This is a genomic window from Streptomyces sp. NPDC058373 (genome assembly GCF_042723275.1).
GTDB lineage: Bacteria > Actinomycetota > Actinomycetes > Streptomycetales > Streptomycetaceae > Streptomyces.
Window position 1 is genome coordinate 67,560 of record NZ_JBHXJE010000024.1, and the last position, 26,833, is coordinate 94,392.

At 74.7% G+C, this 26,833-nt stretch carries 23 protein-coding genes and 1 tRNA gene; 18 read left to right on the forward strand and 6 right to left on the reverse strand.

Annotated features, from left to right (window positions below; genetic code table 11):
- Window positions 1–199: 199 nt before the first annotated feature.
- The 9 genes from ACFWMZ_RS16130 to ACFWMZ_RS16170 all read left to right on the forward strand — a co-directional run bounded on the left by ACFWMZ_RS16130 (window position 200) and on the right by ACFWMZ_RS16170 (window position 8,832).
- Window positions 200–1,414, forward strand: a complete 1,215-nt coding sequence (locus ACFWMZ_RS16130) for an inositol-3-phosphate synthase (protein ID WP_383179980.1) — start codon at window positions 200–202, stop codon at window positions 1,412–1,414.
- Window positions 1,411–2,367 (forward strand): SCO3242 family prenyltransferase, encoded by a 957-nt coding sequence (locus tag ACFWMZ_RS16135; RefSeq protein ID WP_383179983.1) that lies wholly within the window; start codon window positions 1,411–1,413, stop codon window positions 2,365–2,367. The genes ACFWMZ_RS16130 and ACFWMZ_RS16135 overlap by 4 nt, the downstream gene beginning before the upstream one ends.
- Window positions 2,364–3,254, forward strand: a complete 891-nt coding sequence (locus tag ACFWMZ_RS16140; protein WP_383179986.1) for a sugar phosphate isomerase/epimerase family protein — start codon at window positions 2,364–2,366, stop codon at window positions 3,252–3,254. The genes ACFWMZ_RS16135 and ACFWMZ_RS16140 overlap by 4 nt, the downstream gene beginning before the upstream one ends.
- Window positions 3,255–3,303: 49 nt before the next feature.
- The gene (locus ACFWMZ_RS16145) at window positions 3,304–3,990 is read left to right on the forward strand and encodes an EboA domain-containing protein (RefSeq protein WP_383179989.1); all 687 of its coding nucleotides are present in this window, start codon (window positions 3,304–3,306) and stop codon (window positions 3,988–3,990) included.
- The gene (locus ACFWMZ_RS16150) at window positions 3,990–4,862 is read left to right on the forward strand and encodes a TatD family hydrolase (protein WP_383179992.1); all 873 of its coding nucleotides are present in this window, start codon (window positions 3,990–3,992) and stop codon (window positions 4,860–4,862) included. The genes ACFWMZ_RS16145 and ACFWMZ_RS16150 overlap by 1 nt, the downstream gene beginning before the upstream one ends.
- 4 nt (window positions 4,863–4,866) lie before the next feature.
- Window positions 4,867–6,042, forward strand: a complete 1,176-nt coding sequence (gene eboE, locus ACFWMZ_RS16155) for a metabolite traffic protein EboE (RefSeq protein WP_383202081.1) — start codon at window positions 4,867–4,869, stop codon at window positions 6,040–6,042.
- Window positions 6,039–7,472: an alkaline phosphatase family protein gene (locus ACFWMZ_RS16160; protein ID WP_383202084.1), complete on the forward strand. Its 1,434-nt coding sequence runs from the start codon at window positions 6,039–6,041 to the stop codon at window positions 7,470–7,472. The genes eboE and ACFWMZ_RS16160 overlap by 4 nt, the downstream gene beginning before the upstream one ends.
- On the forward strand, window positions 7,469–8,548 hold the full coding sequence (locus ACFWMZ_RS16165; RefSeq protein WP_383202087.1) for a sugar phosphate isomerase/epimerase family protein: 1,080 nt from the start codon (window positions 7,469–7,471) through the stop codon (window positions 8,546–8,548). The genes ACFWMZ_RS16160 and ACFWMZ_RS16165 overlap by 4 nt, the downstream gene beginning before the upstream one ends.
- Before the next feature lie 196 nt (window positions 8,549–8,744).
- Window positions 8,745–8,832: transfer RNA gene (locus ACFWMZ_RS16170), tRNA-Leu, on the forward strand.
- A gap of 79 nt (window positions 8,833–8,911) precedes the next feature.
- Here the strand turns inward: ACFWMZ_RS16170 and ACFWMZ_RS16175 are convergent.
- A complete protein-coding gene (locus tag ACFWMZ_RS16175) occupies window positions 8,912–9,565 on the reverse strand; it encodes a LysE family translocator (RefSeq protein ID WP_383202090.1) in 654 nt (217 codons plus the stop codon).
- Window positions 9,566–9,758: 193 nt separating this feature from the next.
- Between ACFWMZ_RS16175 and ACFWMZ_RS16180 the strand changes: the two genes are divergently transcribed.
- From ACFWMZ_RS16180 to rbsD, 9 genes are all read left to right on the forward strand, one after another.
- Complete coding sequence (locus ACFWMZ_RS16180; protein ID WP_383202093.1) at window positions 9,759–10,841, forward strand: YihY/virulence factor BrkB family protein; 1,083 nt, start codon at window positions 9,759–9,761, stop codon at window positions 10,839–10,841.
- A 162-nt stretch (window positions 10,842–11,003) separates the two neighbouring features.
- A complete protein-coding gene (locus ACFWMZ_RS16185) occupies window positions 11,004–11,441 on the forward strand; it encodes a phage holin family protein (protein ID WP_383202096.1) in 438 nt (145 codons plus the stop codon).
- Window positions 11,438–11,773, forward strand: coding sequence for a DUF3618 domain-containing protein (locus ACFWMZ_RS16190; protein ID WP_383180012.1), 336 nt, complete (start codon window positions 11,438–11,440; stop codon window positions 11,771–11,773). The genes ACFWMZ_RS16185 and ACFWMZ_RS16190 overlap by 4 nt, the downstream gene beginning before the upstream one ends.
- On the forward strand, window positions 11,770–12,036 hold the full coding sequence (locus ACFWMZ_RS16195; RefSeq protein WP_383180015.1) for a DUF4235 domain-containing protein: 267 nt from the start codon (window positions 11,770–11,772) through the stop codon (window positions 12,034–12,036). Before ACFWMZ_RS16190 ends, ACFWMZ_RS16195 begins: the two co-directional genes overlap by 4 nt.
- Window positions 12,037–12,571: 535 nt before the next feature.
- Entirely contained in the window at window positions 12,572–13,606 is a 1,035-nt protein-coding gene (locus ACFWMZ_RS16200) for a LacI family DNA-binding transcriptional regulator (RefSeq protein ID WP_383202099.1), read from the forward strand.
- Window positions 13,603–15,141: a sugar ABC transporter ATP-binding protein gene (locus tag ACFWMZ_RS16205; RefSeq protein ID WP_383180021.1), complete on the forward strand. Its 1,539-nt coding sequence runs from the start codon at window positions 13,603–13,605 to the stop codon at window positions 15,139–15,141. The genes ACFWMZ_RS16200 and ACFWMZ_RS16205 overlap by 4 nt, the downstream gene beginning before the upstream one ends.
- The gene (locus tag ACFWMZ_RS16210) at window positions 15,131–17,092 is read left to right on the forward strand and encodes a substrate-binding domain-containing protein (RefSeq protein ID WP_383202102.1); all 1,962 of its coding nucleotides are present in this window, start codon (window positions 15,131–15,133) and stop codon (window positions 17,090–17,092) included. The genes ACFWMZ_RS16205 and ACFWMZ_RS16210 overlap by 11 nt, the downstream gene beginning before the upstream one ends.
- Window positions 17,093–17,124: 32 nt before the next feature.
- Entirely contained in the window at window positions 17,125–18,042 is a 918-nt protein-coding gene (locus ACFWMZ_RS16215; protein ID WP_383180054.1) for a ribokinase, read from the forward strand.
- Window positions 18,039–18,428, forward strand: coding sequence for a D-ribose pyranase (gene rbsD, locus ACFWMZ_RS16220; protein WP_383202104.1), 390 nt, complete (start codon window positions 18,039–18,041; stop codon window positions 18,426–18,428). The genes ACFWMZ_RS16215 and rbsD overlap by 4 nt, the downstream gene beginning before the upstream one ends.
- Before the next feature lie 83 nt (window positions 18,429–18,511).
- On the opposite strand, the gene ACFWMZ_RS16225 is transcribed toward rbsD, so the two are convergent.
- The 5 genes from ACFWMZ_RS16225 to ACFWMZ_RS16245 all read right to left on the reverse strand — a co-directional run bounded on the left by ACFWMZ_RS16225 (window position 18,512) and on the right by ACFWMZ_RS16245 (window position 26,640).
- Complete coding sequence (locus ACFWMZ_RS16225; protein ID WP_383180030.1) at window positions 18,512–19,333, reverse strand: N-formylglutamate amidohydrolase; 822 nt, start codon at window positions 19,331–19,333, stop codon at window positions 18,512–18,514.
- A gap of 75 nt (window positions 19,334–19,408) precedes the next feature.
- Entirely contained in the window at window positions 19,409–19,963 is a 555-nt protein-coding gene (locus ACFWMZ_RS16230; RefSeq protein WP_383180033.1) for a DoxX family protein, read from the reverse strand.
- 725 nt (window positions 19,964–20,688) lie between these two features.
- Window positions 20,689–23,535 carry an NHLP bacteriocin export ABC transporter permease/ATPase subunit gene (locus ACFWMZ_RS16235; protein WP_383202107.1) on the reverse strand — a complete coding sequence of 949 codons (2,847 nt, stop codon included), beginning with the start codon at window positions 23,533–23,535 and terminating at the stop codon, window positions 20,689–20,691.
- Window position 23,536: 1 nt separating this feature from the next.
- The gene (locus ACFWMZ_RS16240) at window positions 23,537–25,837 is read right to left on the reverse strand and encodes an NHLP family bacteriocin export ABC transporter peptidase/permease/ATPase subunit (RefSeq protein WP_383202110.1); all 2,301 of its coding nucleotides are present in this window, start codon (window positions 25,835–25,837) and stop codon (window positions 23,537–23,539) included.
- On the reverse strand, window positions 25,834–26,640 hold the full coding sequence (locus tag ACFWMZ_RS16245; protein WP_383180042.1) for an HlyD family efflux transporter periplasmic adaptor subunit: 807 nt from the start codon (window positions 26,638–26,640) through the stop codon (window positions 25,834–25,836). The genes ACFWMZ_RS16240 and ACFWMZ_RS16245 overlap by 4 nt, the downstream gene beginning before the upstream one ends.
- Window positions 26,641–26,833 lie beyond the last annotated feature (193 nt).

Consider the following 26,833-nt stretch of genomic DNA (forward strand, 5'->3'; position numbering starts at 1 on the left):
CCCCCGGGCCCTGCGAAGGCCCCGGCCGACCCCGCAAGACCCCACGGGCCCCGCGTCCCGCGCGAGCACCCGTCGGCCCCCGCGCCGTACCCCGCGCGCCACCCCCCGGCGACCCGGCGACCGACGACCCGCCCCGTCCCGGCCCGGCGCGCACCGCCCCATCGGATCACTGCTGTTCGCTGGTAACAGGAGGCTGCCTGTGTCCACCGAGTCGTTCCCCACCCACACCCCCGCCCCCACTTCCGCCCCCGCCGGGAGCGCCGCCGACCCGGCGGCCCCCGGACCCCGTACCGGCGTCTGGCTCATCGGCGCCAGAGGCTCCGTCGCCACCACCGCCGTCGCCGGGTGCGCCGCCACGGTCGCCGGGCTCCACCCGCCGACCGGGCTCGTCACCGAGACCCGGCCCTTCGCCTCAGCGGGCCTCGCGCCCCTCTCCTCACTGGTCTTCGGCGGCCACGACACCACCGACTGCCCGCTGCCCAAACGCGCCGAGGCCCTCGCCGAGGGCGGCGTCCTCCCGCACGGACTGCCCACCGCCGTCCGCGCCGAACTGGAGGCCGCCGACCGCGCCCTTCGCCCCGGCGGCCCGCAGTCCGGCGACCCGCGCTCCACCGAGGAGCTGATCGACGCCTTCGCCGCCGACCTCACCGCCTTCCGTGAGGAACACGGCCTCGCCCGCGTCGTCGTGATCAACGTCGCCTCCACCGAGCCCGTGCCCGCCGACGGCACCCTCCCCGCCAGCTCCCTCTACGCCGCGGCCGCCCTGCGCGCCGGCTGCCCGTACGCCAACTTCACGCCCTCCACCGGCATCCACCACCCCGTCCTCGCCGAACAGGCGCGCGCCTCGGGGCTGCCGTACGCCGGGCGGGACGGCAAGACCGGACAGACCCTGCTGCGCTCCGTCCTCGGCCCGATGTTCCGCGACCGGGCCCTCGCGGTGCGCGCCTGGTCCGGCTCCAACCTGCTCGGCGGCGGCGACGGCGCCGCGCTGGCCGACCCGGCCGCCGCCGCGGCCAAGAACGCCGGGAAGGAACGCGTCCTCGCCGACACCCTGCCCACCGTCCCCGAGGGCGAGGTGCACATCGACGACGTGCCGGTCCTCGGCGACTGGAAGACCGCCTGGGACCACATCGCCTTCGACGGCTTCCTCGGCACCCGCATGGTCCTCCAGACCATCTGGCAGGGGTGCGACTCCGCCCTCGCCGCACCCCTCGTCCTCGACCTGGCCCGGCTCCTCGCCCGCGCCCACGAGGCCGGGATCAGCGGCCCCCTCGGCGAACTCGCCTTCTACTTCAAGGACCCCGACCCGGTGCAGGCCCCGGACCAGGCGGCGGCCGGCGCGGCCCCGGCCGGACTCGCCGAGCAGTACCACCTGCTCCTCGGCTTCGCCCGCCGCCTGGGGGCCGCCGCGTGAACCAGCCCCGCACCCCGGGCGGCCGCCTCGCCGCCTGGGCCGAACTCCTGCGCGTCTCGGCCGCGTTCAGCGTCCCGGGCGACGCACTCGCGGGGGCCGCCGCCTCCGGGGCCCGCCCCGGCCCGCGGACCCTGCTCGCCGCCGGGTCCTCCCTCTGCCTCTACGAGGCCGGGATGGTCCTCAACGACTGGGCCGACCGCGACGAGGACCGCGCCGAACGCCCGCACCGCCCGCTGCCCTCCGGCCGCATCAGCCCCGCCGCCGCCCTCACCGCGGCCACCGGGCTGACCGCCGCCGGACTCGGCCTCGCCGCGGCCGCCGGACGCCCCGCCCTCGCCGTCGCAGGAGCCCTGGCCGGCACCGTCTGGGTCTACGACCTGAAGCTGGCCGGTACGGCGGCGGGCCCCGCCGGGATGGCCGCCGCCCGCACCCTCGACGTGCTCCTCGGCGCCACCGCCACCGCCCGCACCGGGGCCGCGGCCCGCACCGCGCTTCCCGCGGCGGCCCTGCTCGGCGCGCACACCTACGCCCTGACATCGGTGTCACGCCACGAGACCCGCGGCGGCTCCACCCGGGCCCCGCTCGGCGCGCTCGCCGCCACCGCGGCCACGGCGGCGACCGTGGCGGGGCTCCGGCGGGGCGCGCCCACCCGACTCCCGGCGGACCGGCGGGCAGCAGCCGCCCCCGGTCCGCCGGGTCCCGGCCCGGCCCGGGCCGCCGCCCGGGTCGGCCTCGCCGCCCTGTACGGCACCACGGCCGCCGTGCCCTACCTGCACGCCGCGCTCAACCCCTCGCCGCCGCTCACCCAGCGGGCCGTCGGCGGCGGCATCCGCGCCATGATCCCCCTCCAGGCGGCCCTGTCCGCCCGCGCCGGGGCGCTCGGCGGGGCGCTCGCCACCCTCGCCCTGGTGCCGCTGGCCCGCCTCGCCGCGAGAAAGGTGAGCCCCACGTGACCGCCACCCCGGCCGCCCTCCGCCTCGGCTACGGCACCAACGGCCTCACCGACCTCCGCCTGGACGACGCCCTCGCCCTCCTCGCCGACCTCGGCTACGACGGTGTGGGCCTGACCCTCGACCACATGCACCACGACCCGCTCGCCCCCGGCCTCGCCGCCCGCACCGCCCGCATCGCCGGGCGCCTCGCGGAACTGGGGCTCACGGTGACCGTGGAGACCGGCGCCCGCTACGTCCTGGACCCCCGCGAGAAGCACGGCCCCGGCCTGCTCGACCCCGACCCGGACCGGCGGGCCCTGCGCACCGGTCTGCTCGCCACGGCCGCCCAGGTCGCCGCCGACCTCGGCGCGCACGCCCTGCACTGCTTCACCGGCGCCGCCCCGCCCGGCGTCACCGCCGAGGAGGCGTGGGCCGCGCTGCCCGACGCCCTCGCCCCGGTCCTTCAGGCGTCGCGGACCACCGGCGTCCCCCTCGCCCTGGAACCCGAACCCGGCCACTTGGTCGCCACCCTCGCCGACTTCCACCGCCTGCGCACCGCCCTCGGCGACCCCGGTGAACTCGGCCTGACCCTGGACATCGGCCACTGCCAGTGCCTGGAGCCCGAGCCGCCCGCCGCCTGCGTACGGGCCGCCGCGCCCTGGCTGCGGCACGTCCAGATCGAGGACATGCGGCGCGGCGTCCACGAACACCTGCCGTTCGGCGACGGCGAGATCGACTTCCCGCCGGTCCTCGCCGCGCTCGCCGAAACCGGCTACCAGGGGCTCACCGTCGTCGAACTGCCCCGCCACTCCCACGCCGGACCCGCCCAGGCCGCCCACGCCCTGCCCTTCCTGCGGCGCGCGGCCCGCGAGGCGGGCGCCGCCCTCACCCCGGCCGGACCCGCATGAGGCGGCCCGCACCCCGCACCCGCGCCACGCCGCGACAGGAGGCACCCGCGTGAACCACCCCACCTCCGCCCCGCCGCAGCCCGACCCGGCCGCGATCCGCCGCACCCTCGCCGACCAGCTCGACGCCGACGCCCGCGGCTGGCTCGACACCGCCCTGGACGAGGCGGCCGCCGCGGGCAGCCCGCCCGGAGCGGCCGGGCTGCCCGCCTGGGAGCGCCGCTTCGCCGAGGCCGGGCGCCGCGTCGGCGCCGCCCACGCCGACACCGCCCGCGTCCTGCTGCTCCACGCGGCGGGCGCCGACGCCGCCACCCTCACCCGCCTCTACCAGGAGGGCAGCGGCGCCGAACGCCGCGCCGTCCTCGACGCGCTGGCGCTCACCGTGCCGGGGCCCGACGCCGTCGGGCTGGTCGAGGACGCCCTGCGCGCCAACGACACCGGCATCGTCGCCGCCGCCGTCGGCCCCTATGCCGCCCGCCACCTGGACGCGCACGCCTGGCGGCACGCCGTCCTCAAGTGCCTGTTCACCGGCGTCCCGCTGACCGCCGTCGCCGCCCTCGCCGAACGCGCCGCCGGAGACGGCGAACTCGACCGGATGCTGGCCGACTTCGCCGCCGAACGCGCCGCCGCGGGCCGCGCCGTGCCCGCGGAGCTCACCGCCGCCCGGGCACTCACCGAGGCCGCGCCCACCGGCCGCACCACGACCCAGCCCGCCGGCGGCGGCGCGAAGGAGAACTGATGCGCATCTTCGACCCCCACATCCACATGACCTCCCGCACCACCGACGACTACCAGGCGATGTACGACGCCGGGGTGCGCGCGCTGGTCGAACCCGCCTTCTGGCTCGGCCAGCCCCGCACCTCCCCGGACAGCTTCCGCGACTACTTCGACGCGCTGCTGGGCTGGGAGCCGTTCCGCGCCGCCCAGTACGGCATCGCCCACCGCTGCACCCTCGCGCTCAACCCCAAGGAGGCCAACGACCCGCGCTGCACACCGGTCCTGGACCTCCTGCCGCGCTACCTCCTCAAGGACAACGTGGTCGCCGTCGGCGAGATCGGCTACGACTCGATGACCCCCGCCGAGGACGCCGCCCTCACCGCCCAGCTCCAGCTCGCCGCCGACCACGGCCTGCCCGCGATGGTCCACACCCCGCACCGCGACAAGCTCACCGGCCTGCGCCGCACCCTCGACGTGGTCCGCGAGTCCGCGCTCGACGTCGAACGCGTCCTCATCGACCACCTCAACGAGACCACCGTCAAGGAGGCCAAGGCCGCCGGCGCCTGGCTCGGCTTCTCCATCTACCCCGACACCAAGATGGACGAGCACCGCATGGTCGCCGTCCTCACCGAGTACGGCCCGGAGAAGGTCCTCGTCAACTCCGCCGCCGACTGGGGGAAGAGCGACCCGCTGAAGACCCGCGCCGTCGGCGACGCCCTGCTGGCCGCCGGGTTCGACGAGGACGCCGTCGACCAGGTCCTGTGGCGCAACCCCGTCGCCTTCTACGGCCTTAGCGGCCGCCTCGGCGACCTGGCCGTGCCCGCCCCGACGGGGCCCGCCGAGCACGAGGGCAACAGCATCCAGCGGGGCGCCCCCCGCACGGCGGGGGAGTGAGCCGATGCGCTTCCGCCACCCCGACGGCTCCACCGTCCACCTCGCCTACTGCACCAACGTCCACCCCGCCGAAAGCCTCGACGGCGTCCGCGCCCAGCTCCGCGACCACTGCGAACCCATCCGCAAGCGCCTGGGCCGCGACCGGCTCGGCATCGGCCTCTGGCTCGCCCGCGACGCGGCCGCCGCCCTCGTCGCCGACCCCGCAGCCCTGCGCACCCTCCGCGGCGACCTCGACCGGCGCGGCCTCGAAGTGGTCACCCTCAACGGCTTCCCTTACGAGGGATTCGGCGACGCCGAGGTCAAGTACCGGGTGTACCGCCCCGACTGGACCGAACGCACCCGCCTCACCCACACCACCGACCTCGCCCGGCTGCTCGCCTCCCTCCTCCCCGACGACGTCACCGAGGGCTCCGTCTCCACCCTGCCCTTCGCCTGGCGCACCTCCTACGACAGCGGACGCCACCGCACCGCGCTCGGCGCCCTCACCACCCTCGCCGAACGCCTCAACGCCCTCGCCGACCTCACCGGCCGCTCCATCCGCATCGGCCTGGAGCCCGAACCCGGCTGCACCGTCGAGACCACCGCCGACGCCGTCGCCGCCCTCGCCCCACTAGGCGACACCACCGCCCACCGCATCGGCGTCTGCCTCGACACCTGCCACCTCGCCACCTCCTTCGAGAACCCCGCCCGGGCGCTCGGCACCCTGGAGGCCGGCGGCGTCCGCATCGTCAAGGCCCAGCTCTCCGCCGCCCTGCACGCCGAACAGCCCCACCTGCCCGAGGTCCGCGAGGCCCTCGCCGCCTTCGACGAACCCCGCTTCCTCCACCAGACCCGCACCACCACCACGGCCGGGCTGCGCGGCACCGACGACCTCGGCGAGGCCCTCACCGGCGGCCTCCCCGACACCGGCCCGTGGCGCTCCCACTTCCACATCCCGCTCCACGCCGACCCCGAACCGCCCCTCACCTCCACCCTCCCGGTGCTCCGCGAGACCCTCGCCGGGCTCGTCGGCGGCGCGCACCCGCGCACCCACCACCTGGAGGTCGAGACGTACACCTGGCAGGCCCTGCCGCCCGCGCTGCGGCCCCGCGCCCGCGCCCGCCTCACCGAGGGCATCGCCGCCGAACTCACCCTCGCCCGCGACCTCCTCACCGACCTGGGCCTCAAGGAGCTGCCGTGACCACCGCAGACCGACCCCAGCCGCTCCTCGTCCTCGACGTCGTCGGCCTCACCCCGCGCCTGCTGGAGCACATGCCCCGCCTCGCCGCCCTCGGCGCGCGCGGCAGCCGCTCCCCGCTCGGCACCGTCCTGCCCGCCGTCACCTGCTCCGCCCAGTCGACCTTCCTCACCGGCACCCTCCCCGCCGACCACGGCATCGTCGGCAACGGCTGGTACTTCCGCGAACTCGGCGACGTCCTCCTGTGGCGCCAGCACAACGGCCTGGTCAGCGGAGACCGCCTCTGGGACGCCGCCCGCCGCGCCCACCCCGGCTACACCGTCGCCAACATCTGCTGGTGGTACGCGATGGGCGCCGACACCGACTGGACCGTCACCCCGCGCCCCGTCTACTACGCCGACGGCCGCAAGGAACCCGACTGCTACACCCGCCCGCCCGAGCTCCACGACGAACTCACCGAGAAGCTCGGCACCTTCCCCCTCTTCCACTTCTGGGGCCCCGGCGCCGACCTCGTCTCCTCCCAGTGGATCATCGACGCCACCCGGCACGTCATGGCCACCCGCGACCCCGACCTCACCCTCGCCTACCTGCCCCACCTCGACTACGACCTCCAGCGGTACGGCCCCGACGACCCCCGCTCGCACGCCGCCGCCCGCGACCTCGACACCGCCGTCGGCCCCCTGCTGGACGACGCCGAGGCGAGCGGCCGCACCGTCGTCGTCCTCTCCGAGTACGGCATCACCTCCGTCAGCCGCCCCGTCCACCTCAACCGGGTGCTGCGCGAGGCCGGGCTGCTGGAGGTCCACACCCAGGACGGCATGGAGTACCTCGACACGATGGCCTCCCGCGCCTTCGCCGTCGCCGACCACCAGCTCGCCCACGTCTACGTCCGCCGCCCCGAGGACCACGACATGGTCCGCGCCCTGCTCTCCGACGTCCCAGGCGTCGAAGCCCTGCTGGACGAGGAGGGCAAGAAGGAGCAGGGCCTGGACCACCCCCGCTCCGGCGAGTTCGTCGCCGTCGCCGAACCGGACGCCTGGTTCACGTACTACTACTGGCTCGACGATGCCCGCGCCCCCGACTTCGCCCAGCTGGTCGAGATCCACCGCAAGCCGGGCTACGACCCCGTCGAGCTCTTCATGGACCCGCACGACCCCTACGTGAAGCTCCGCGCGGGGGCCGCCGTCGCCCGCAAGAAGCTCGGCATGCGCTACCGGATGGCCGTCGTCCCGCTCGACGCCTCACCCATCCGCGGCAGCCACGGCCGCCTGCCCGCCGACGAGGCCGACGGCCCGCTCCTCCTCAGCTCCCGCCCCGGAGCCACCGAAGGCCCCGTGGCGGCCACCGACGTCAAGGCGCTCCTGCTGCGCCTCGCCGGTCTCGGCACCACCCCCGCACCCGACACCGCCCCCTCCCGGGAGGACCGCACATGAGCCGCACACCCCGCCACCTCCGCGACGTCACCGACCCCGAGCTCACCCATCGCCTCAGCAGGCGGAACATGCTCGGCGTCGCGGCCGGCACCGGCGCCGCCGCCCTCCTCGCCGCCGCGGCCACCGCCTCCCCGGCCCTCGCCGCCGGCACCGACCCGGCCACCCAGGGCAAGGGAAGGCCCGGCAAGGGCGACCCCGTCCTGCCCCCCGGCCGCCTCGGCATCCAGCTCTACAGCCTCCGCGACAAGGTCACCACCCTCGGCTTCGCCACCGTCTTCAAGGAGCTGGCCCTCTACGGCTACGACGAGATCGAGTTCGCCGGATACACCCAGGGCGAGGCCGGACCCCTCACCCTGCGCGAGCTGAAGCGCCTTGCCCGCGACCACGGTCTGAAGCCCATCGGCAGCCACGTCAACTACTACGACGACTCCGACCCCGACGCCTACAGCTTCGCCCAGAACCTCGACAAGGTCCTCGACGAGGCCGCAGAACTGGGCCTGCCGCACATCGGCACCGCCTCCGGCCCGTGGCGCTACGGCGACACCGTCGACGGCTGGAAGCGCTGCGCCGAGGATTTCAACCACTACGGCGCCGAGGCGAAGAAGCGCGGCATGAAGTTCTACCAGCACAACCACGCCGAGGAGTTCTCCTTCGCCTCCGACCGCCCCGACGTCCGCCTCTACGACGTCCTGCTCGCCGAGACCGACCCGGACCTGGTCCACCTGGAGATGGACATCTACTGGGCCTACTGCGCCCAGTTCCGCTTCTCGAAGCGCGCCGACGGCACCCCGGCCCCCCTCGACCCGCTCGCCTACGTCCTCAAACAGCCCCACCGCTACCCGCTCTTCCACGTCAAGGACGGCGAGCACGACGAGACGACCATCGACGGTTACCGCATGACCGACGTCGGCGACGGCGACATCGACTACCAGCGCTTCATCTCCACCGTCACCGGCCTGCCCGGCCACCGCCACGCCCACCACTGGCAGACCGAGCACGACAACCCCACCGACTCCCTCCGCTTCGCCCGGCGCTCCAGCGCCCACCTGCACTCCCTCCGCAAGAAGAAGCGCTGACCGACCCGCGCCGGGAGGGTGGGGAAAGAGGCCGTGGGGGCCCTTTCCCCGCCCTCCCGGCGCGCTGCGTTACCACCCGCTCACCCTCCGCCCCACCCCACTCCTGACCACGCCATATGCGGGTGAAGAGCACCCCGAACCCCTGGTAGAGTTTTCTCTGTCGGCGCGGGAGACACCCCGCAACGACAGACACCTTGTCCGGGTGGCGGAATGGCAGACGCGCTAGCTTGAGGTGCTAGTGCCCTTTATCGGGCGTGGGGGTTCAAGTCCCCCCTCGGACACCAGTGGAGGACCCCAGAGGAATCTGGGGTCCTTCTGCGTTTCCCGGAGGAGCCGCGCCCCGCCGGGGGGCACGGGCACCGGTCAGGCGGCGGCCACGGTGAGGCCGATGGCGATGAACGACCATCCGGTGGCCAGTTCCCAGCGGCGGCGTACGGCGGGCCGGGCCAGCAGGCGCCGCAGCCGCGCCGCGACCCCGACCAGGGCGAACCAGTAGACGACCCCGATCACCACGTCGAGGATGCCGAGGAAGAAGATCTGTCCGGTCGCCGAGCCGCCGCCGTGGACGAACTGCGGCAGGACGCTGAGGAAGAACAGCGCCGCCTTGGGGTTGAGCACGTTGGTCAGCAGGCCCTGGGTGAAGGCGCCCCGCCGGCCGCGCCCTGACGGCCCGCCCGGTGAGGCGGGCGGGCCGTCACCGGCTCCGGCCGCCGCGTCCCGGCGCCGTCGCGCGGAGCGGCGGGCGGTGACGAGGGCGCGGACCCCGAGGTGGACGAGGTAGGCCGCGCCGCCGAGCTGGATCGCCTCGTAGACGACGGGGGAGCGGGCGGCGACGACCGAGAGTCCGAGGGCGGCGGCCAGCATGTGCACGCACAGCCCGGTCTGCGCCCCCAGCGCCGCCCACCGCCCTTGCGAGGGGTGCTCGGCGGCCGACCTCACCACCACCACGAAGTCGGGACCGGGCACCAGATAGGCCACCAGCACCACAACGAGGAATCCCGCGAGGTTCACCGACACGCGCCCTCCGCTCTCCGTGGGCCCGCCAGTCGGGGCCCGTACGTCCTGTACCCGCGAGCAGGGAGAGCAGGCGGGGGCGGGATCATCCGGCCGTTCCCGGAACGGCCGCCGGGAGCGCGCCGGACACCGCCGACCGGGTGGCCGCCCCACGGTCGCCACGTTCACCGGGGCGAATCCGGGTTACGCATACCGCATGGCACCGAACTGGCAGCGGAAGAAGAACGACGAGCCGTGGCAGGGTCCCGGAGGGGAGCGTAAGGGCGCCGGCCCCGGTGCGCCGGGCGGCAGTACGGCGGCCGGGCCCACCCCTGAGGTGGAGCGGGACGCGCCCGACCAGCCGACCGAGTTGCGGAAGAAGTCGTGGAAGGCGGTGCTCCGGCGGACGGCGGCCGAGTTCAAGGACGACGAGCTGGCCGACCGGGCGGCGGCGCTGACGTACTACGGCGTGCTGGCGCTCTTCCCGGGCCTGCTGGTGCTCGTCTCGCTCCTGGGCATCGCGGGTGAGTCGGCCACCGACCGGGTGCTGGACAACGTCAAGAAGATGACGCCGGGGCCCGCCCGGGACGTCGTCACGAGCGCCGTCGAGCAGTTGCAGGGCGCCGGGGGACTGGGGTCTCTCCTCGCCGTGGTGGGTGTGCTCGCCGCGCTGTGGTCCGCCTCCGGGTACGTGGCCGCCTTCATCCGCTCCTCCAACGCGGTCTACGACATGCCGGAGGGGCGGCCGGTGTGGAAGGTGCTGCCCGTGCGGGTCGGCATCACGGTGGCGCTGGTGGTGATGGCCTGTGTGAGCGCCCTGATCGTGGTCTTCACCGGCGATCTGGCCCAGCGGGCGGGTTCGGTCATCGGCGTGGGGGACACGGCGCTGACCGTGTGGTCCATCGCCAAGTGGCCGGTCCTGCTGCTCCTGGTGATCATGATGATCGCGCTGCTGTACTGGGCCGCCCCCAACGCCAAGACCAAGGGCTTCCGCTGGGTCTCCCCGGGCAGTTTCCTGGCGCTGCTGATCTGGATGGTGGCCTCCGCAGGGTTCGCCCTGTACGTGGCCAACTTCGGGTCCTACAACAAGACGTACGGCGCCCTGGCGGGCGTGATCATCTTCCTCGTCTGGCTGTGGATCAGCAACATCGCGATCCTCCTCGGTCTGGAGTTCGACGCCGAGATGGCACGGGAGCGGGCCGTGGTCGGCGGCCATCCGGTGGACGAGGAGCCGTACGTCGAGCCGCGTGACACCCGGTCCTGGTCCGACGAGGACCACCGGGACGCCAACGGCGGATGAGGCGCCGGCCGCGTCTCGCGAGCGGACACCCGTACGGCGTACATCGCGTGCTCCCGGCGGGGTATGCGGCCGGGACGCCGAGCCGCACACCGAGTGGCGGCCGGCCAAGACCTCCGCCATCTTTCACCTGACCGAACGACCGCACCACAGGAAGGAGCGAGGATGAGCACCCCCTCCGGCAGGCCCCCGTCTCCTCAAGGCCCCGGGCAGACGGCCGGCCAGCAGACCGTGAGCGACCTCGTCAAGCAGGCGTCCGAGCAGATCACCGAGCTGACCCGGCAGGAACTGCGCCTGGCCCGGGTCGAGATGACCGAGAAGGGCAAGCGCGCGGGGCTCGGCGGCGGCCTCTTCGGTGCCGCCGGCATCGTCGGGTTCCTCGCCCTGGCTGCCCTGGTGGCCACCGCCATCGCCGCCCTGGCGCTGGTGTGGCCGCTGTGGTGCGCCGCTCTGGTCGTGGCCCTCGTCCTCGGGGCGCTGGCCGGGCTGCTCGCCGTGACCGGGAAGAAGCAGATGGCCCAGGCGGCCCCGCCCGTGCCCGAAGAGGCCAGGGACAACGTGAAGGCCGACGTGGCCCAGATCAAGGAAGGAACCCGCCGATGACCCGGCAACCCGGCAGTGACGACTCCACGCCGACCCCCGAGGAACTCCGCCACCAGGTGGAGGGCACCCGCGAGGAACTCGGCATGACCGTGGAGGCCCTCGCCGCCAAGGCGGACGTGAAGGCGCAGGCGCAGGCGAAGGCGGCCGACATCAAGGCCCAGGCGCAGGCCAAGGCGGCGGAGGCTTTGGACAGGGCCCCGCAGCCGGTGCGCGAGAAGGCGTTCCAGGTGACCGAGGCCGCGCGGGGCGGCAAGGCCGGCCCGCTTCTGGGCTTCGGCCTGGCGGCGCTGGCGGTGTACGTCGTCGTGGCGCGCGGCAGGAGGCGTCGATGAAGGCCTCCAAGGTGTTGTACAAGCCGTTCGGGATGGCGCTGGGAGCCGCCAGCGGCGCCCTGGCCGGAGTGGTCTTCCGGAAGGCGTGGAAGACCCTCGGGCACGACGACGAGGCGCCCGGCGCCACCGACCAGGAGCGCGGCTGGCGGGAGGTCCTGCTGGCGGCGGCTCTCCAAGGCGCGATCTTCGCGGCCGTCAAGGCTGTCGTGGACCGTGGCGGAGCCACCGCGGTCAAGCGGCTGACCGGCTCCTGGCCGGCCTGAGAGGCGACGCGCGTACGGCCCGGCGGCAGCGGCCGGCCCGGCGCGCATCCACGGACGAGGGTGCCTGATCCCGTGTCAGCGCGGGTCGGGCGCCCTCGTCCTGTCCGGCCACCGCCACGGACGGTCGGTCGGCCCCACCCGCGTCCGGCCCCACCGGCGTCGGCCTCGCCGGTCGCGCACGTGGCGCGCGGCCAGGGGCCGGACCCGTGCGAGGTGCGGGCGGACCGCCGGCTCGCCGCGGTCGACAGCTCGTGCCGTCAGAGGCCGCAGTCACCGACGGGGACCGTCCCCGCGCCTCCCGGGCGAGGGAGTCGCCGCCCCGGTCCGCCTCCGCCCGGTGCGGGTCCCGGCCGCCGTCTCCCCTTCGCTCATCTGAGCGCGCTCATCACGATCTGATTTCTCCCCGCCGAACCTCTTGCCTTCCCCTCCTGTAATCGTTTCCAATCCTCCTTGTAATCGTTTCCACGCTCCGTGGCCCTTCAGCCCGCGCTGTCCGGAACCACGGTGGACGGAGCCACAAGGAGGTGGTCCGGACATGGCGGGCATCAAAGATGTCGCCGCGGCGGCGGGGCTTTCCGTCGCCACGGTCTCGCGGGTGCTCAACGGGCACCCGTCGGTGAGCGAGGGCGCCCGTACGCGAGTGATGGCCGCCGTGGAAGGGCTCGGGTACCGGCCCAACACCCTCGCCCGGTCGCTGCGTACCGACCAGACGCGCACCCTCGGCCTGGTCATCAGCGACGTGCTCAACCCGTACTTCACCGAGCTGGCCCGGTCGGTGGAGGAGGAGGCCCGGGTGCTCGGCTACAGCGTCGTCATCGGCAACGCCAACGAGCGGCCCGAGCTCCAGGACCACCACGTGCGGACCCTGCTCGACCGGCGGATCGACGGGCTCCTCGTCTCGCCCGCCGACGGCAGCTCCCCGCTGATGCGGCAGACCGCCGAGGGCCCCACCCCGATGGTCTTCGTCGACCGGTGGATGCCCGGTCTCGACGTGCCCGTGGTCCGGGCCGACGGCACCGGCGCCATCCGGGACCTCGTCGCCCACCTGCACGGCCTCGGCCACCGCAGGCTCGCCATCATCGCCGGGCCCGCCGCGACCACCACCGGACACGAGCGCGTCGAGGCCTTCCGCGAGGCGCTGCACGCCTACGGCATCCCCCTCCCCGCCGAGCTGGTCGGCCAGGGGGACTTCCAGGCCGACAGCGGTCGGCGCGTCACCGAGGGGTTCCTCGCCCTGCCGGAGCCGCCCGACGTGGTCTTCGCCGCCGACAACCTGATGGCGCTCGGCGCGCTCGACGCGATTCGCGCCCGGGGCCTCGCCGTCCCGGGGGACATCGGGCTCGCGGCCTTCGACGACATCCCGTGGTTCGTGCACACCGGTCCGCCGATCACCGCCATCGCCCAGCCCACCGCCGACCTCGGCCGGGCCGCCGTACACGCCCTGACCGACCTCATCGAGGGCAGACCCCCGCAGTCGGTCACCCTCCCCTCCCGCCTCGTCGTCCGCCGTTCCTGCGGCGAGCCCGCCACGACGGCACCCGACCCCCGCGACGCAAGGAGCAAGCTGTGAGCAACCCGGACGAGTTGCTGCGCATCGAGAACATCCGCAAGACCTTCCCCGGCGTCGTCGCCCTCGACTCGGTCGACTTCGACCTGCGCCGCGGCGAGGTGCACGTCCTGCTCGGTGAGAACGGGGCCGGCAAGAGCACCCTCATCAAGATGCTCTCCGGCGCCTACCGCCCCGACAGCGGCACCGTCTACGCCGAGGGTCGCGAGGTGCGCATCCAGAGCGCCCAGGACGCCGAGCGCCTGGGGATCGCCACCATCTACCAGGAGTTCAACCTGGTGCCGGACCTGACGGTCGCCGAGAACATCTTCCTCGGCCGCCAGCCGCGCCGGTTCGGCCTCATCGACCGGAAGAAGATGGAGGCGGACGCCGAGGTGCTGCTGCGCCGGGTCGGCCTCCAGCTCTCCCCGCGCGCCCGCGTCCGGGACCTCGGCATCGCCCGCCTCCAGATGGTGGAGATCGCCAAGGCGCTCAGCCTCGACGCGCGCGTCCTGATCATGGACGAGCCGACCGCCGTCCTCACCTCCGAGGAGGTGGAGAAGCTCTTCGCCATCGTGCGGCAGCTGCGCGCGGACGGCGTCGGGATCGTCTTCATCACCCACCACCTGGAGGAGATCGCCGCCCTCGGCGACCGCGTCACCGTCCTGCGCGACGGCCGCTCCGTCGACCAGGTGCCCGCCTCCACCCCGGAGGAGGAACTGGTCCGCCTGATGGTCGGCCGCAGCATCGACCAGCAGTACCCGCGCGAGCACCCGGAGCAGGGCGAGCCGCTGCTGACCGTGCGCGGCCTGACCCGGGACGGCGTCTTCCAGGACGTCGGCTTCGAGGTCCGCGCCGGGGAGATCGTCGGCCTCGCCGGACTGGTCGGCGCCGGCCGCACCGAGGTCGCCCGCGCCGTCTTCGGCGCCGACCCGTACGACCGCGGCACCGTCGAGGTGCTCGGGCGCGAGCTGCCCCGCCACGACGTCAACGCCGCCATGGCGGCCGGGCTCGGCCTGGTCCCCGAGGACCGCAAGGGCCAGGGTCTGGTGCTCGACGCCTCCGTGCAGGAGAACCTCGGCCTGGTCACCCTCAAGTCCGCCTCGCGCGGCGGACTGGTCGACCTCAAGGGCCAGCGCACCGCCGCCGCCCGCATCGCCGAGCAGCTCGGCGTGCGGATGGCCGGCCTGGGCCAGCACGTACGCACCCTCTCCGGCGGCAACCAGCAGAAGGTCGTCATCGGCAAGTGGCTACTGGCCGACACCAAGGTGCTGATCCTCGACGAACCCACCCGCGGCATCGACGTCGGTGCCAAGGTCGAGATCTACCAGCTCATGAACGAGCTGACCGCCTCCGGTCACGCCGTGCTGATGATCTCCAGCGACCTCCCCGAGGTCCTCGGCATGAGCGACCGCGTCCTCGTCATGGCCCAGGGCCGCCTCGCCGGTGAACTCACCGGCGACGCCGCCACCCAGGACGCCGTGATGGCCCTCGCCGTCACCACACCCCCCTCGAACGACCCCGCAGTGAAGGAAGTGGAGGCCCCCCGTGGCCACTGACACCGTCAAGAACAACACGGGCAGCGGCGGCGGAACCGCCTCGGCACTGCGCCGGCTCCTGCTCGACAACGGCGCCCTCAGCGCCCTGGTGGTCCTGGTCGTCGCGATGTCGGTGCTCTCCGGCGACTTCCTGACCACCGACAACCTGCTCAACGTCGGCGTCCAGGCCGCGGTCACCGCGATCCTCGCCTTCGGCGTCACCTTCGTCATCGTCTCGGCCGGCATCGACCTCTCCGTCGGCTCGGTCGCCGCGCTCTCGGCCACCGTGCTGGCCTGGCTCGCCACCAGCGAGGGCGTCCCCGTCGTCCTCGCCGTGCTGCTGGCCGCCGCCACCGGCCTCGCCTGCGGCCTGGTCAACGGCGCGCTCATCTCGTACGGCAAACTCCCCCCGTTCATCGCGACGCTGGCCATGCTCTCCATAGGCCGGGGACTCTCCCTGGTCATCAGCCAGGGCAGCCCGATCGCCTTCCCCGACTCCGTCTCCCGCCTCGGTGACACCCTCGGCGGCTGGCTGCCGGTGCCCGTGCTGGTCATGATCGCGATGGGCCTGATCACCGCCGTCGTCCTGCGCCGCTCCTACATCGGCCGCTCGATGTACGCGATCGGCGGCAACGAGGAGGCGGCCCGCCTCTCCGGCATCCGCGTCAAGCGCCAGAAGCTCGTCATCTACGCCCTCTCCGGCCTCTTCGCGGCCGTCGCCGGTGTCGTCCTCGCCTCCCGCCTCTCCTCCGCGCAGCCGCAGGCCGCCCAGGGGTACGAGCTGGACGCCATCGCCGCCGTCGTCATCGGCGGCGCCAGCCTCGCCGGCGGTGTCGGCAAGGCCTCGGGCACCCTCATCGGCGCGCTGATCCTCGCCGTGCTCCGCAACGGCCTCAACCTCCTGTCGGTCTCCGCCTTCTGGCAGCAGGTCGTCATCGGCGTCGTCATCGCGCTCGCCGTCCTCCTCGACACGCTGCGCCGCCGCACCGGCAGCACGGCGGGCGCCGCGGGGGCACCCGGAGCGCCGGGATCAGGCGGCAAGGGGAAGAGCGCGGCGAAGATCGGTACAGCCGCGGTCGTGGTCGCCGCCGTCGTCGCCGCCGTGTCGCTGCTCAACCCGGGCTCCTCCTCGACCACCACCAAGGTCGGCATGTCGCTCTCCACCCTCAACAACCCCTTCTTCGTCCAGATGAAGGAGGGCGCCCAGGCCGAGGCGAAGGCCGCCGGGGTCGAGCTGACCGTCACCGACGCCCAGAACGACGCCTCCCAGCAGGCCAACCAGCTCCAGAACTTCACCAGTTCGGGAGTGGCCTCGGTGATCGTCAACCCGGTCGACTCCGACGCCGTCGGCCCGGCCGTGCGCGGCGCCAACAAGGCGGACATCCCGGTGATCGCGGCCGACCGGGGCGTCAACAAGGCCGACACGGCCGCGTTCGTCGCCTCCGACAACGTCGAGGGCGGCAAGCTCGCCGCCCGGTCGCTCGCCGAGGAGCTGGGCGGCAAGGGCGAGATCGTCGTCCTCCAGGGCACGGCCGGCACCTCCGCCAGCCGTGAGCGCGGCGCGGGCTTCGCCGAAGGGCTCAAGGAGTTCCCGGGCATCAAGGTGGTCGCCAAGCAGCCCGCCGACTTCGACCGCTCCAAGGGCCTGGACGTCATGACCAACCTGCTCCAGGGCAACGGCGACATCGACGGTGTCTTCGCCGAGAACGACGAGATGGCCCTCGGCGCGGCGAAGGCGCTCGGCGCCAAGGCGGGCAAGGATGTCGCCGTGGTCGGCTTCGACGGCACCCCCGACGGGCTGAAGGCGGTCGAGGCGGGCACCCTGTTCGCCTCCGTCGCCCAGCAGCCCGCCGAGCTCGGCAAGGCCGCCGTGCAGAACGCCGTCAAGGCCGCGCGGGGTGAGAAGACCGAGGCTCAGGTGATGGTGCCGGTCAAGGTCGTCACCGCGAAGAACGCCGCCGACTTCTCCTGAGGACGGCCGAGTTGAGGAAGCGGGAAACCATCGTGCAGGAACAGCTCGCCGGTCACGACCTGCTGGTCGTCGGTTCGGCCAACGCCGACCTGGTGATCGGCGTCGAGCGCAGGCCGGCCCCCGGTGAGACGGTGCTCGGCTCCGACCTCGCCGTCCACCCCGGCGGCAAGGGCGGCAACCAGGCCGTCGCCGCCGCCCGCCTCGGCGCCCGTACGGCGCTGCTGGCGCGGGTCGGCGACGACGCCCACGGCCGGCTGCTGCTCGACGCGCAGCGCGCCGCGGGCACCGACACCTCCGGGGTGCTGGTCGGCGGGGCCCCCACCGGGGTCGCCCTGATCACCGTGGACCCCTCGGGAGACAACAGCATCGTCGTCTCCCCGGGGGCCAACGGCCGACTCACCCCGGCCGACGTGCGGTCCGCCGCACCGCTGGTCGCGGGGGCCCGGGTGGTCTCCACCCAGCTGGAGATCCCGCTGGAGACCGTGGCCGAGCTGGCGCGGACCCTTCCGGCCGACGGCCGCCTGGTGCTCAACCCGTCGCCGCCCGCGCCGCTGCCCGCCGAGGTGCTGGCCGCCTGCGACCCGCTGGTGGTCAACGAGCACGAGGCCCGGTTCATCCTGGGCGAGGAGGCGGGCGAGGCCCCCGAGGAGTGGGCGCGGGGGCTGCTGGCCCTCGGCCCGCGCTCGGTCGTGGTCACCCTCGGCGCGGGCGGCGCGCTCGTCGCCGGTCCCGGTGACGAGGACGGGGTGCGGGTGCCTAGCCCGCGTGTCGAGGCGGTCGACACCACCGGGGCGGGCGACGCCTTCACCGCCGCCCTCGCCTGGCGGCTCGGCCTCGGCGAGAGCCTGGTGGAGGCGGCCCGGTACGCGGTGCGGGTCGGCGCCGCCGCCGTCACCCGGCCCGGCGCCCAGGCGTCGTACCCGACCGCCGAGGAGGTGGCGGCCCCGTGAAGCGCTCCGGCATCCTCAACCGGCACCTCGCCGGGGCGCTGGCCGAGCTCGGCCACGGCGACGAGCTCCTCGTCTGCGACGCGGGCATGCCGATACCTCCCGGCCCTCGCGTGGTCGACCTGGCCTTCCGGGCAGGGGTCCCCTCCTTCGCGGAGGTCCTCGACGGGCTCCTGGCGGAGCTGGTGGTGGAGGGGGCGACGGCGGCCGAGGAGGTGCGCGCGGCCAGCCCCGGCACGGCCGGGCTGCTCGCCGACCGGCTGTCCGCGCTGGAGTACGTCAGCCACGAGGAGCTGAAGTCCCGCACGGCCCGGGTCCGCCTGGTGGTCCGTACCGGCGAGGCGACGCCGTACGCCAACGTCTCCCTGCGGTGCGGGGTCTTCTTCTGACCCGCCCGCCCGGCCCGCCGGCACCGTGAACGCGTCCCGCGTCCCCGTCCTGGGGGCGCGGGACGCGGCGCGTCCGGGGCGGTTCACCCGGAGATCCGGTCGACCAGGTCGGCCAGTGACTTGGCCAGGGTGGTCAGGCCCGCGTGGGTGGCCCCGGCGGGCTCGGTGAGGTACGTGTCGCGGCGCAGCTCCAGCATGAGGGCGGTGACCCGGGGGTCGGTGCCGTGGAAGCGGAGCGGTACGTAGGTCCCGGCGAACGGGGTGTCGAGGTCGCTGGCGGGGGCGTCCCCGAAGGCGGCCCGGGCGTGGGCGAGCAGCGCGGGCGGGGTGTGGAAGGCGTCGGTGCCCAGGCAGACCGGCGGGCGGGGTGTGGTCGGGGGCAGCTCGTAGGGGAGCGTGTGGGCCGGGTAGGAGTGCACGTCGAGGATGACGGCGCGGCCGGTGGCGTTCAGCCGGTCCTGGACGGCCTCGGTGACCGCCTCGGCGTACGGGTGGAAGTAGCGGTCGAGCAGCGGGGCGGGGTCGAAGCCGTCGGGGCGCAGCGGGGTGCGGTGGGCGGTGCGGGTGTAGACGGCGCCCATGCCGACGGAGGCCATCTCCTCGCGTTCGTCGGGGAACCGCTCCGGGTCCACCACGAGCCGTGAGAGGCCGTTGACGAACCGCCAGGGGGTGTGCGGGGCCAGCGCCGTCGCGAGGGCGGCCAGTTCGGCGGTGTGCGCGTCGGTCAGCAGGTCCAGTTCGCGGGCGAGGGCGGCGTCGTCCAGCAGGAGGTCGCGGCGCACCTCGGGCGGGACGACGCGCGAGGAGTGCGGCACGTGGAGCAGAACGGGGGAGTCCTCGGCGCCGGGGAGCAGGCGGTACGGGGCGGGTGCCGGTGTCGGGGTCATGGGGTGGGTGTACCCCATGACGGGGGCCGGGCAGTCCGGGCACGCGGAGGAGGCGCCGGGACCGCCGGAGCGGCCCGGGCGCCTCCGGGCTGGTCAGCCGCGCAGCAGCAGGACGACGCCCGCGGTGATCACCGCGAGGGCCAGGGCCCCGACGCCGTGGGTGGTGCGGTGGTCGCGCAGCGGCGGCAGGGCGCGGTCCGCGGCGAGGCGGCCGGGGCCGGTCAGGGCGAGGGCGGCCGCGGCGGCGGTGAGGAGAAGCTCGTACTCGACGCCGTCCGGGGAGAAGAAGCCGCCGTTCCACTTGACCGCGAGGGCGTTGATCATCGTGCCGGTGACCGCGGCGGCGGCGAGCGGGGTGAGCAGGCCGAGGATCAGCGCCAGGCCGCCGAAGGTCTCGGTGAGCGCGGCGACGGTGGCCATGGTCTCCCCGGCCGGGTAGCCGACGGAGGTGAAGAACTGGGCGGTCCCGTCGATGCCGCCGCCGCCGAACCAGCCGAACAGCTTCTGGGCACCGTGTGCGGCCATGATCGCGCCGACCACGATCCGGAGCAGCAGCAGACCGGCGTCGAGACCGGCCGGGCGCGGAGCGGTTCCGGGCGGGCCGTCGGCGGAGAGCGGGCGGGTGGGGGAGGTGCTGGGGGCCGTCATGGAGGGGTACTCCCGCGAGGTGTGGGGGCAGGCGGACACAGCGGCCTTGCTTGAAAGATCAAGCAAGGTTGGGCCCGAGCATAGCCGATGCTTGAGAGTTCAAGTGAAAGTCGCCGGTGAGCGGGGCTCATCGGCGGGTCGCCCCCTCTGCGAGGCGGGGTGCCCTCCTTTCCTGCCCCTCCTGTCTGCCGGGCTCACGGCGCGGCCGGGACGTCCGGACAGGGGTACCGAGAACGCCACCCTGCGGCTCGCGCCCGGGCGGGAAGGATGCCCGGCTCGCCGTCTCCGGCGCCGGGGACTCCATCGCAAGGAGTTGGCCGTACGCGTCCCGGAGTCGTCCGGCGTGCCGGGGGTGCTGCTCCGGGGCGGGGCGGTGGCGCGGTGCTGCTGCCGGGGGCGGTAGGGGGCGCCGTCGCGCTCCGCCGCGGACGCGACACGGCGGCCTGACGTGCGCGGGCCCCGCGCGGCGGTACCGCGCGGGGCCCGGTGAAGGGGGTGTTCCGGCTCAGGAGTTGAGCTCCTCCAGGGTCTTCCCCTTGGTCTCCACGGCGAAGAAGGCGATCACCGCGCCCGCCGCGGCGACCACCGCGAGCTGGGCGAAGACCAGGCGCCCGGGGCGCGGTGGCCGCCGCCTTCTCCTTGCCGGGCAACTCGCGTCTCCCTCGACTCGTACTCCGGGAGGGAAGCCTCCCCGCCGGGCCGCCGCCGGAGACTGGCCAGGACCCTCACGCCAGTTGCCTGCGCACCAGCGCCCGCAGCCGGCCGTCGGGGAGGGCCAGCAGATCGGCGGGGGCGCCCTCCTCCACGATCCGGCCGCCGTCCATGACCAGCACCCGGTCGGCGTCCATGACCGTCGACAGCCGGTGCGCGACCACGATCCGGGTCGCGTCCAGCGCCCGCGTCGACTCCATCACGGTGCGCTGCGTGCCGTTGTCCAGGGCGCTGGTCGCCTCGTCGAGGAAGAGCAGCCGGGGGCGGCGGATCAGCGCCTGGGCGATCATGAGCCGCTGGCGCTGGCCGCCGGAGACCGCCCCGCCCTGCGCGATCATGGTGTGCAGGCCCATCGGCATCCGCCGGATGTCGTCGGCCAGCCCCGCCGCCTCGGCCGCCGCCCACGCCTCCTCCTGCGTGAACACCTCCGCACCGCAGATGCAGTCCAGCACGGTGCCGGTCAGCGGCTGGGCGTTCTGCAGCACGACGCCCAACTGCCGCCTCACCGCCGCCTGGTCGAGGGCCGCCAGGTCCTGCCCGTCGTAGAGGACGGCCCCCGCAAGCGGCCGGTCGAAGCCGATGAGGAGGCGCAGCAGCGTCGACTTTCCGCTGCCGCTCGGGCCGACCACCGCCACGAACTCCCCGGCCCGCACCGACAGCGACACGTCGTCCAGAACCAGCGGGCCGTCCTCGGCGTACCGGAAGGACAGCCCGCGGGCCTGGAGCGCGCCGGTCAGTTCGCCGGGTGCGCTCGCCGATGCGCGGACCTCCGGCTCCGCGTCCAGCACCGGGCGGACCTGCTCGTACAGGGGCAGCACCGCGACCGCCGACACCAGCGCGCCGGTCAGCTGCGTCACCGAGGTCAGCATCATGGTGACGGCCGTGTTGAAGGTGAGGAACTCGGCCGCCGACATGGTGCCCCGCGCCGGACCGGCCAGCAGCATGAACATCAGCAGCGAGCAGAGGGGCAGGTACACCGCGCTCAGCACCGTGGAGAGGTTCCTGATCCGGCCGGCCTTCTGCTGCATCCGGCGGCTGCGCGCGAACCCGCGCGCCCACGCGGCGTAGGCGAAGCTCTCCGCCGCCGCCACCCGCAGCTTCGGCAGGCCACGCAGGGTCTGGAACGCCTGGTTGTTGAGGCGGTTGCCCAGCTCCACCAGTTTCCGCTGCCACTTCACCTGCCAGAGCCCCAGCACCAGGAAGATCACCGAGACCACCAGCAGCATCCCGATCGCCGCCAGCGCCATCGGCACACTGTGCGCCAGCAGCAGCACCAGATTGACCCCGGCCACCGTCACCGACTGCACGGCCGTCGGGCCGATCCCCGACAGCACCCGGCGGATCGCGCTGATCCCCATCGCGGCACTGGCCAGCTCACCCGTCGACCGGTCCGCGAAGAACGCCGTCGGCAGCCGCAGCAGCCGGTCCCAGACCGCCGGCTGCAACGCCGCCTCGATCCGCCCCTCCAGCCGCAGCAGCGTCAGCGACTGCAGCAGCATGAACGCCGCCGAGACCACCCCGGCCACCATCACCGCCACACACATCTGCGCGATCAGCCCGGTCTGCGCACTGGGCACGTACGCTCCGAGCACCTGCCCGGTGGCCAGCGGCACCAGCGCGCCCAGCACCACCGTGACCAGGCCGCTGACGGCGAGGTTGCGCATGTCGCCGCGGGAGCCGCGCAGGCTGAACAGCATCAGCCTGCGCAGTGTCAGCGGGCCCGTGGGGAGCGGCCGGTAGAGCATCGTGGCGCGTTCCTCGAAGTCGGCCGCCTCCTTGGCGCCCACCCGGATGCGGGCGCCGGTGGCCGGGTTGAGCGCCTCGTACCGGCCGCGCCGCCACAGCAGGGCCACCGGGGCGCCGGACTTGGCGCGCCTGCCGACCAGCGGCCCGGCGTCGGTTCGCCACCACTCACCGGCCAGCCGCACCGGGCGGGTCCTGATCCGGGCGGCGGTCGCGAGCCGCTCCACCGGGTCGAGCCGTCCGCCGCCCGCCACCGAGCGGGCGGCGGTCTCCGGCAGCGGGATGCCGCTCGCCCGCGCCACCTGGCGGAAGACCGCGTACACCGCGTCGTCGCCCGCCTCACCGCGCCCCCGCGGGGAGCGGTCGCGGCGGCCGATCGAGTCGAGCAGTGCCTGGTCGGCCCGCTCCCGGACCGCCTCACCGGCGCGGATACCGGCCGCCGCGCGATCCTCGTGGGCCCGCTCCAGCCGCTCCACCCAGCCGTCGACGGCGGTCAGCAGCCGGTACTGCTGGTCCACCAGGGACTGCCACAGCGCCCCGTCGACCAGCAGATCCGCGGCGGCCTCGGCGGCGAAGTCGGCGCCCAGGCGCACGCTGCCGGGCGGCACGTCCACCCAGAGCACGTCCTCGTCGGCGGGGCCCGCCCCCGGCGCCGGGCCGTCCGCCGGCGCCGGGCCGTCCGCCGGCGCCGCGAACAGCACCGCGAGCCCGCGGCCGAGGCCGAGCCCCACCGCGTGCTCCAGCGGCCCGGCGCCCTGCGCGTACCCGTCGTACGCCTCGGGCCCGCCCTGCGGGGTGTACAGCTCCCGCAGCGGCAGGCGGCGCAGGACGCACCGCGAGGAGAGGCGGCCCACCAGGGTGTGCCGGGGCCCCTCGACCGCGCCCAGCAGGAGCGTGCCCGCCTCCAGGCGGCCGAGGAAGTGCCAGTGGCCGTCCTCGGCGGCGGCCACCGCGAAGAGGTCCAGGCTGCCCTCGGTGACCAGCCACAGCGCCGAGGGGCCGCCGAGCGGCAGCGCCACCCCGCCGGTCGCCTCCACCGGCGCGCCGAGCCCGCCCAGCGCCGCCGTCACCGGGTCGGCCGCCGGGACGGCGTGGGCCGCCCCCTGTGTGCCCGTCATCTCACTTCTCCTCGACCAGGGCCGCGTACGCCCCGTCCCGGGCGACCAGTTCGGCGTGGCGGCCGCGTTCCACGATCCGGCCGCCGTCCAGCACGACGATCTCGTCGCTGTCGCGGACGGTGGAGAGGCGGTGCGCGATGAGGACGCAGGCGCAGCCGCGCCGCCGCAGCGCCGCCATCACCCGCTGCTCCGTCTCCGCGTCGAGGGCGCTGGTCACCTCGTCCAGCACCAGCACGCTGGGGCGGCGCACCAGGGCCCGGGCGATCTCCAGCCGCTGCCGCTGGCCGCCGGAGAAGTTCCGCCCGTCCTGCTCGACACGGGCGTGGATGCCGTCCGGGCGGCGGGCGATCACCTCCTCCAGCCCGGCGTCGCGCAGCGCGGTGCGGACCGCCTCGTCGGGCAGGGACGGGTCCCAGAGGGTGACGTTCTCCCGTACGGTGCCTTCGAAGAGGAAGATGTCCTGGTCCACGAAGGAGACCGAGGCGGCCAGCGCGGAGCGCGGGATCTGCGTCAGCGGCTGCCCGTCGATGCGGATGGTGCCCTCCCACGGCTGGTACAGGCCCGCCAGCAGCCGGGAGACCGTCGACTTGCCGCTGCCCGAGCCGCCGACCAGCGCCACCTGCCGCCCCGGACCCACCGTCAGTGAGAACTCCGTGAGCAGCGGCGGGTCCAGCGGGCTGTAGCCGAACGTCAGCCCCTCCAGCTCCACCCGGCCCGCCAGCCGCCGGGTGTCGGCCTCACCGTCCCCGCCGCCCTCCCTGCGGTACAGCCCGTCCGCCGGGAACGCCTCCACGTCGCGCAGCCGCGTCACGTCCGCCGCGAAGTCCTGGATGCGGCCCGCGACGCCGTTGAGCCGGGTCAGCGGCGCGGTGAACCGCACCATCAACGCCTGGAACGCCACCAGCAGCCCCACCGAGAGGTGCCCCTCGACCGCCCGCAGCCCGCCGATCCACAGGATCAGCGCGCTGTTGAAGGTGGCGAGCGCCGGAGCCACCACCGACAACACCGCGGTCGGCACCCCGAGCCGCTGCTGCTCCTCCAGCGTCGTCGCGTGCTGCCCCGCCCACCGCCGGAAGAACCCGTCCTCGCCGCCGGTCGCCTTCATCGTCTCGATGAGCTGCAGACCGGTGTACGCGGTGGTGGTGAGCCGCGCGTTGTCCGCCCGCAGCTTCTGCGTACGGGTGGCCCGCAGCTGGATCACCACCCGCATCGCCACGATGTTCAGCAGCGCGATCCCCACCCCGACCAGGGTGAGCTGCGGGTCGTACGTCCACAGCAGCAGCGCGTACAGCACCACCACCACCCCGTCGACGGCGGCTGCCGCCAGGTCGCGGGCGAGGGTCTCGGCCACCGCGTCGTTGGACTGGAGCCGCTGCACCAGGTCGGCGGGGGAGCGCTGGGCGAAGAAGGTCACCGGCAGCCGCAGCAGGTGGCGCAGGAACCGTGCGCTGCTCAGCGTCGAGGAGATGATCCGCCCGCGCAGCAGGTTGGCCTGCTGGAGGGCGGTGAGCGAGGCGGTCAGCGCCACCAGCGCGCCCATCGCCGCGAAGAGCGGCCCGAGCACCGAGGTCCGCTCACCGATCAGGAACAGGTCGATGTACGTCCGGCTCAGCGCGGGCAGCGCCGCGCCCACCACGACCAGCAGCAGGCTGGCCAGGAGGGCGGTCAGCAGGGTGGCGCCGGTGCCGCGCAGCCGGGCCGGGAGCGCGCCGAGCAGGCCGGGCCTGCGCCCGCCCCTGCGGAAGGACGGGCCCGGCTCGAAGACCAGGGCGACCCCGGTGAAGGAGGCGTCGAACTCCTCTTCGCTCACCACCCGGCGCCCCTTGTCGGGGTCGTTGAGGCGGACCGCGCCGCGCCGCCCGGGGCGCCGCAGGAATCCCTCGTGGACGACGTAGTGGTTGAACTCCCAGAAGAGCACCGCCGGCGCCTGCACCTCGCGCAGCGCGGCCGGCTCCATCTGCATGCCCTTGGCGGTCAGTCCGTAACTCCGGGCCGCCTTGAGGAGGTTGCTGGCGCGCGAGCCGTCGCGGGAGACGCCGCAGGCGATCCGCAGCTCCTCCAGCGGGACGTGCCGCCCATGGTGGGCGAGGACCATGGCGAGGCAGGCGGCGCCGCACTCCACCGCCTCCATCTGCAGGACGGTGGGAGTGCGGACGGGGCGCCGGCGGGGCGTACGGCGCGGGGGCGCGGCGCGGCGGCGGCCGGACGAGGAGGGGGCGGCGCGGCGGCCCCGGCGCCCGCCGGGCGTGGGCGGGGCGGTGGCGCCGGTCCCGGCGGCGGGGGCCTCGGCGGGTGCGGTCACGGGAGGAGCCAATCGGCCGGGCGCTGTTCGTCCAGGTGGACGGCGCCGTCGACGAGGGTGAGGGTGGTGAGCGGGTGCGGCGGGCCGTCGGAGGTCGACCAGGTGTAGCCGCTGCGGGTGCTCTTCGAGGGGTGCAGCCGGATCTCCACGGCGATCGGCGGCCCGCCCCGGGAGAACTCCTCGCCGAGCTGCGTGGAGCCGAGGTCGGCGGAGATCTGCTGGCGGGTCCTGGCGGTGCGGCCGACCGACTTCACGGTGCCGCGCAGCACGCCGTAGCTCTGGGCGGGCACCGACTGCACGGTGAGGTCGACGTCGGCGCCGGTCCTGAGCGAACTGCCGCTGTCCGCCGGTGCGTAGAGCACCGCGAGAAGCGGGTCGTCGGCGCGGGCCTGCCGTTCCACGGCGGCGAGGTCGGTGCCGGTGGTGACGACGGCGCCGGTGGAGGCGGCGAGCGCGGTGACGCGGCCCGCGGCCAGGGCACGGATGGTCACGTCGCCCCGCGCGGTACGGACGGTGAGCAGCGGGGTGCCGCGGGCGACGCGCCGGCCTTCGGCCGTGCGGACGGCGGTGACCTGGCCCGCGACGGTGCTCTGGACGACGTAGCTGCCCTGGGCGTGGGTGAGGACGCCGGGTGCGGTGAGGGTGGTGGCGACCGAGCCGGTCACGGCCCAGACGCCGCCGGCGGCCATCACCACGAGGGTGACGGCGAGGACCAGGAGTCCCTGCGGGCGGGCGAACCGCACCGGCAGGTCCAGTTGTTCGGGCGACTGGAGCTTGGTCAGGGCCTGCTGGCGAAACCGCACGGAAGACTTCCTCGACTGCCGGGCACCGGCCGCTGCCTCGGCCGCGCGGGCCGGTGTCGCCGTGGTGCGCCGGACGCCTGGTGTTTGAGCGCGCGGGCGTCCGGGGTTCGGGACGGGCGCCTCGCGGGCGCCCGGGGGAGGGGCGGACGGGAGCGTGCAGCCACCCCCAGGAGGGCGGCCGGTGCCCCGGACC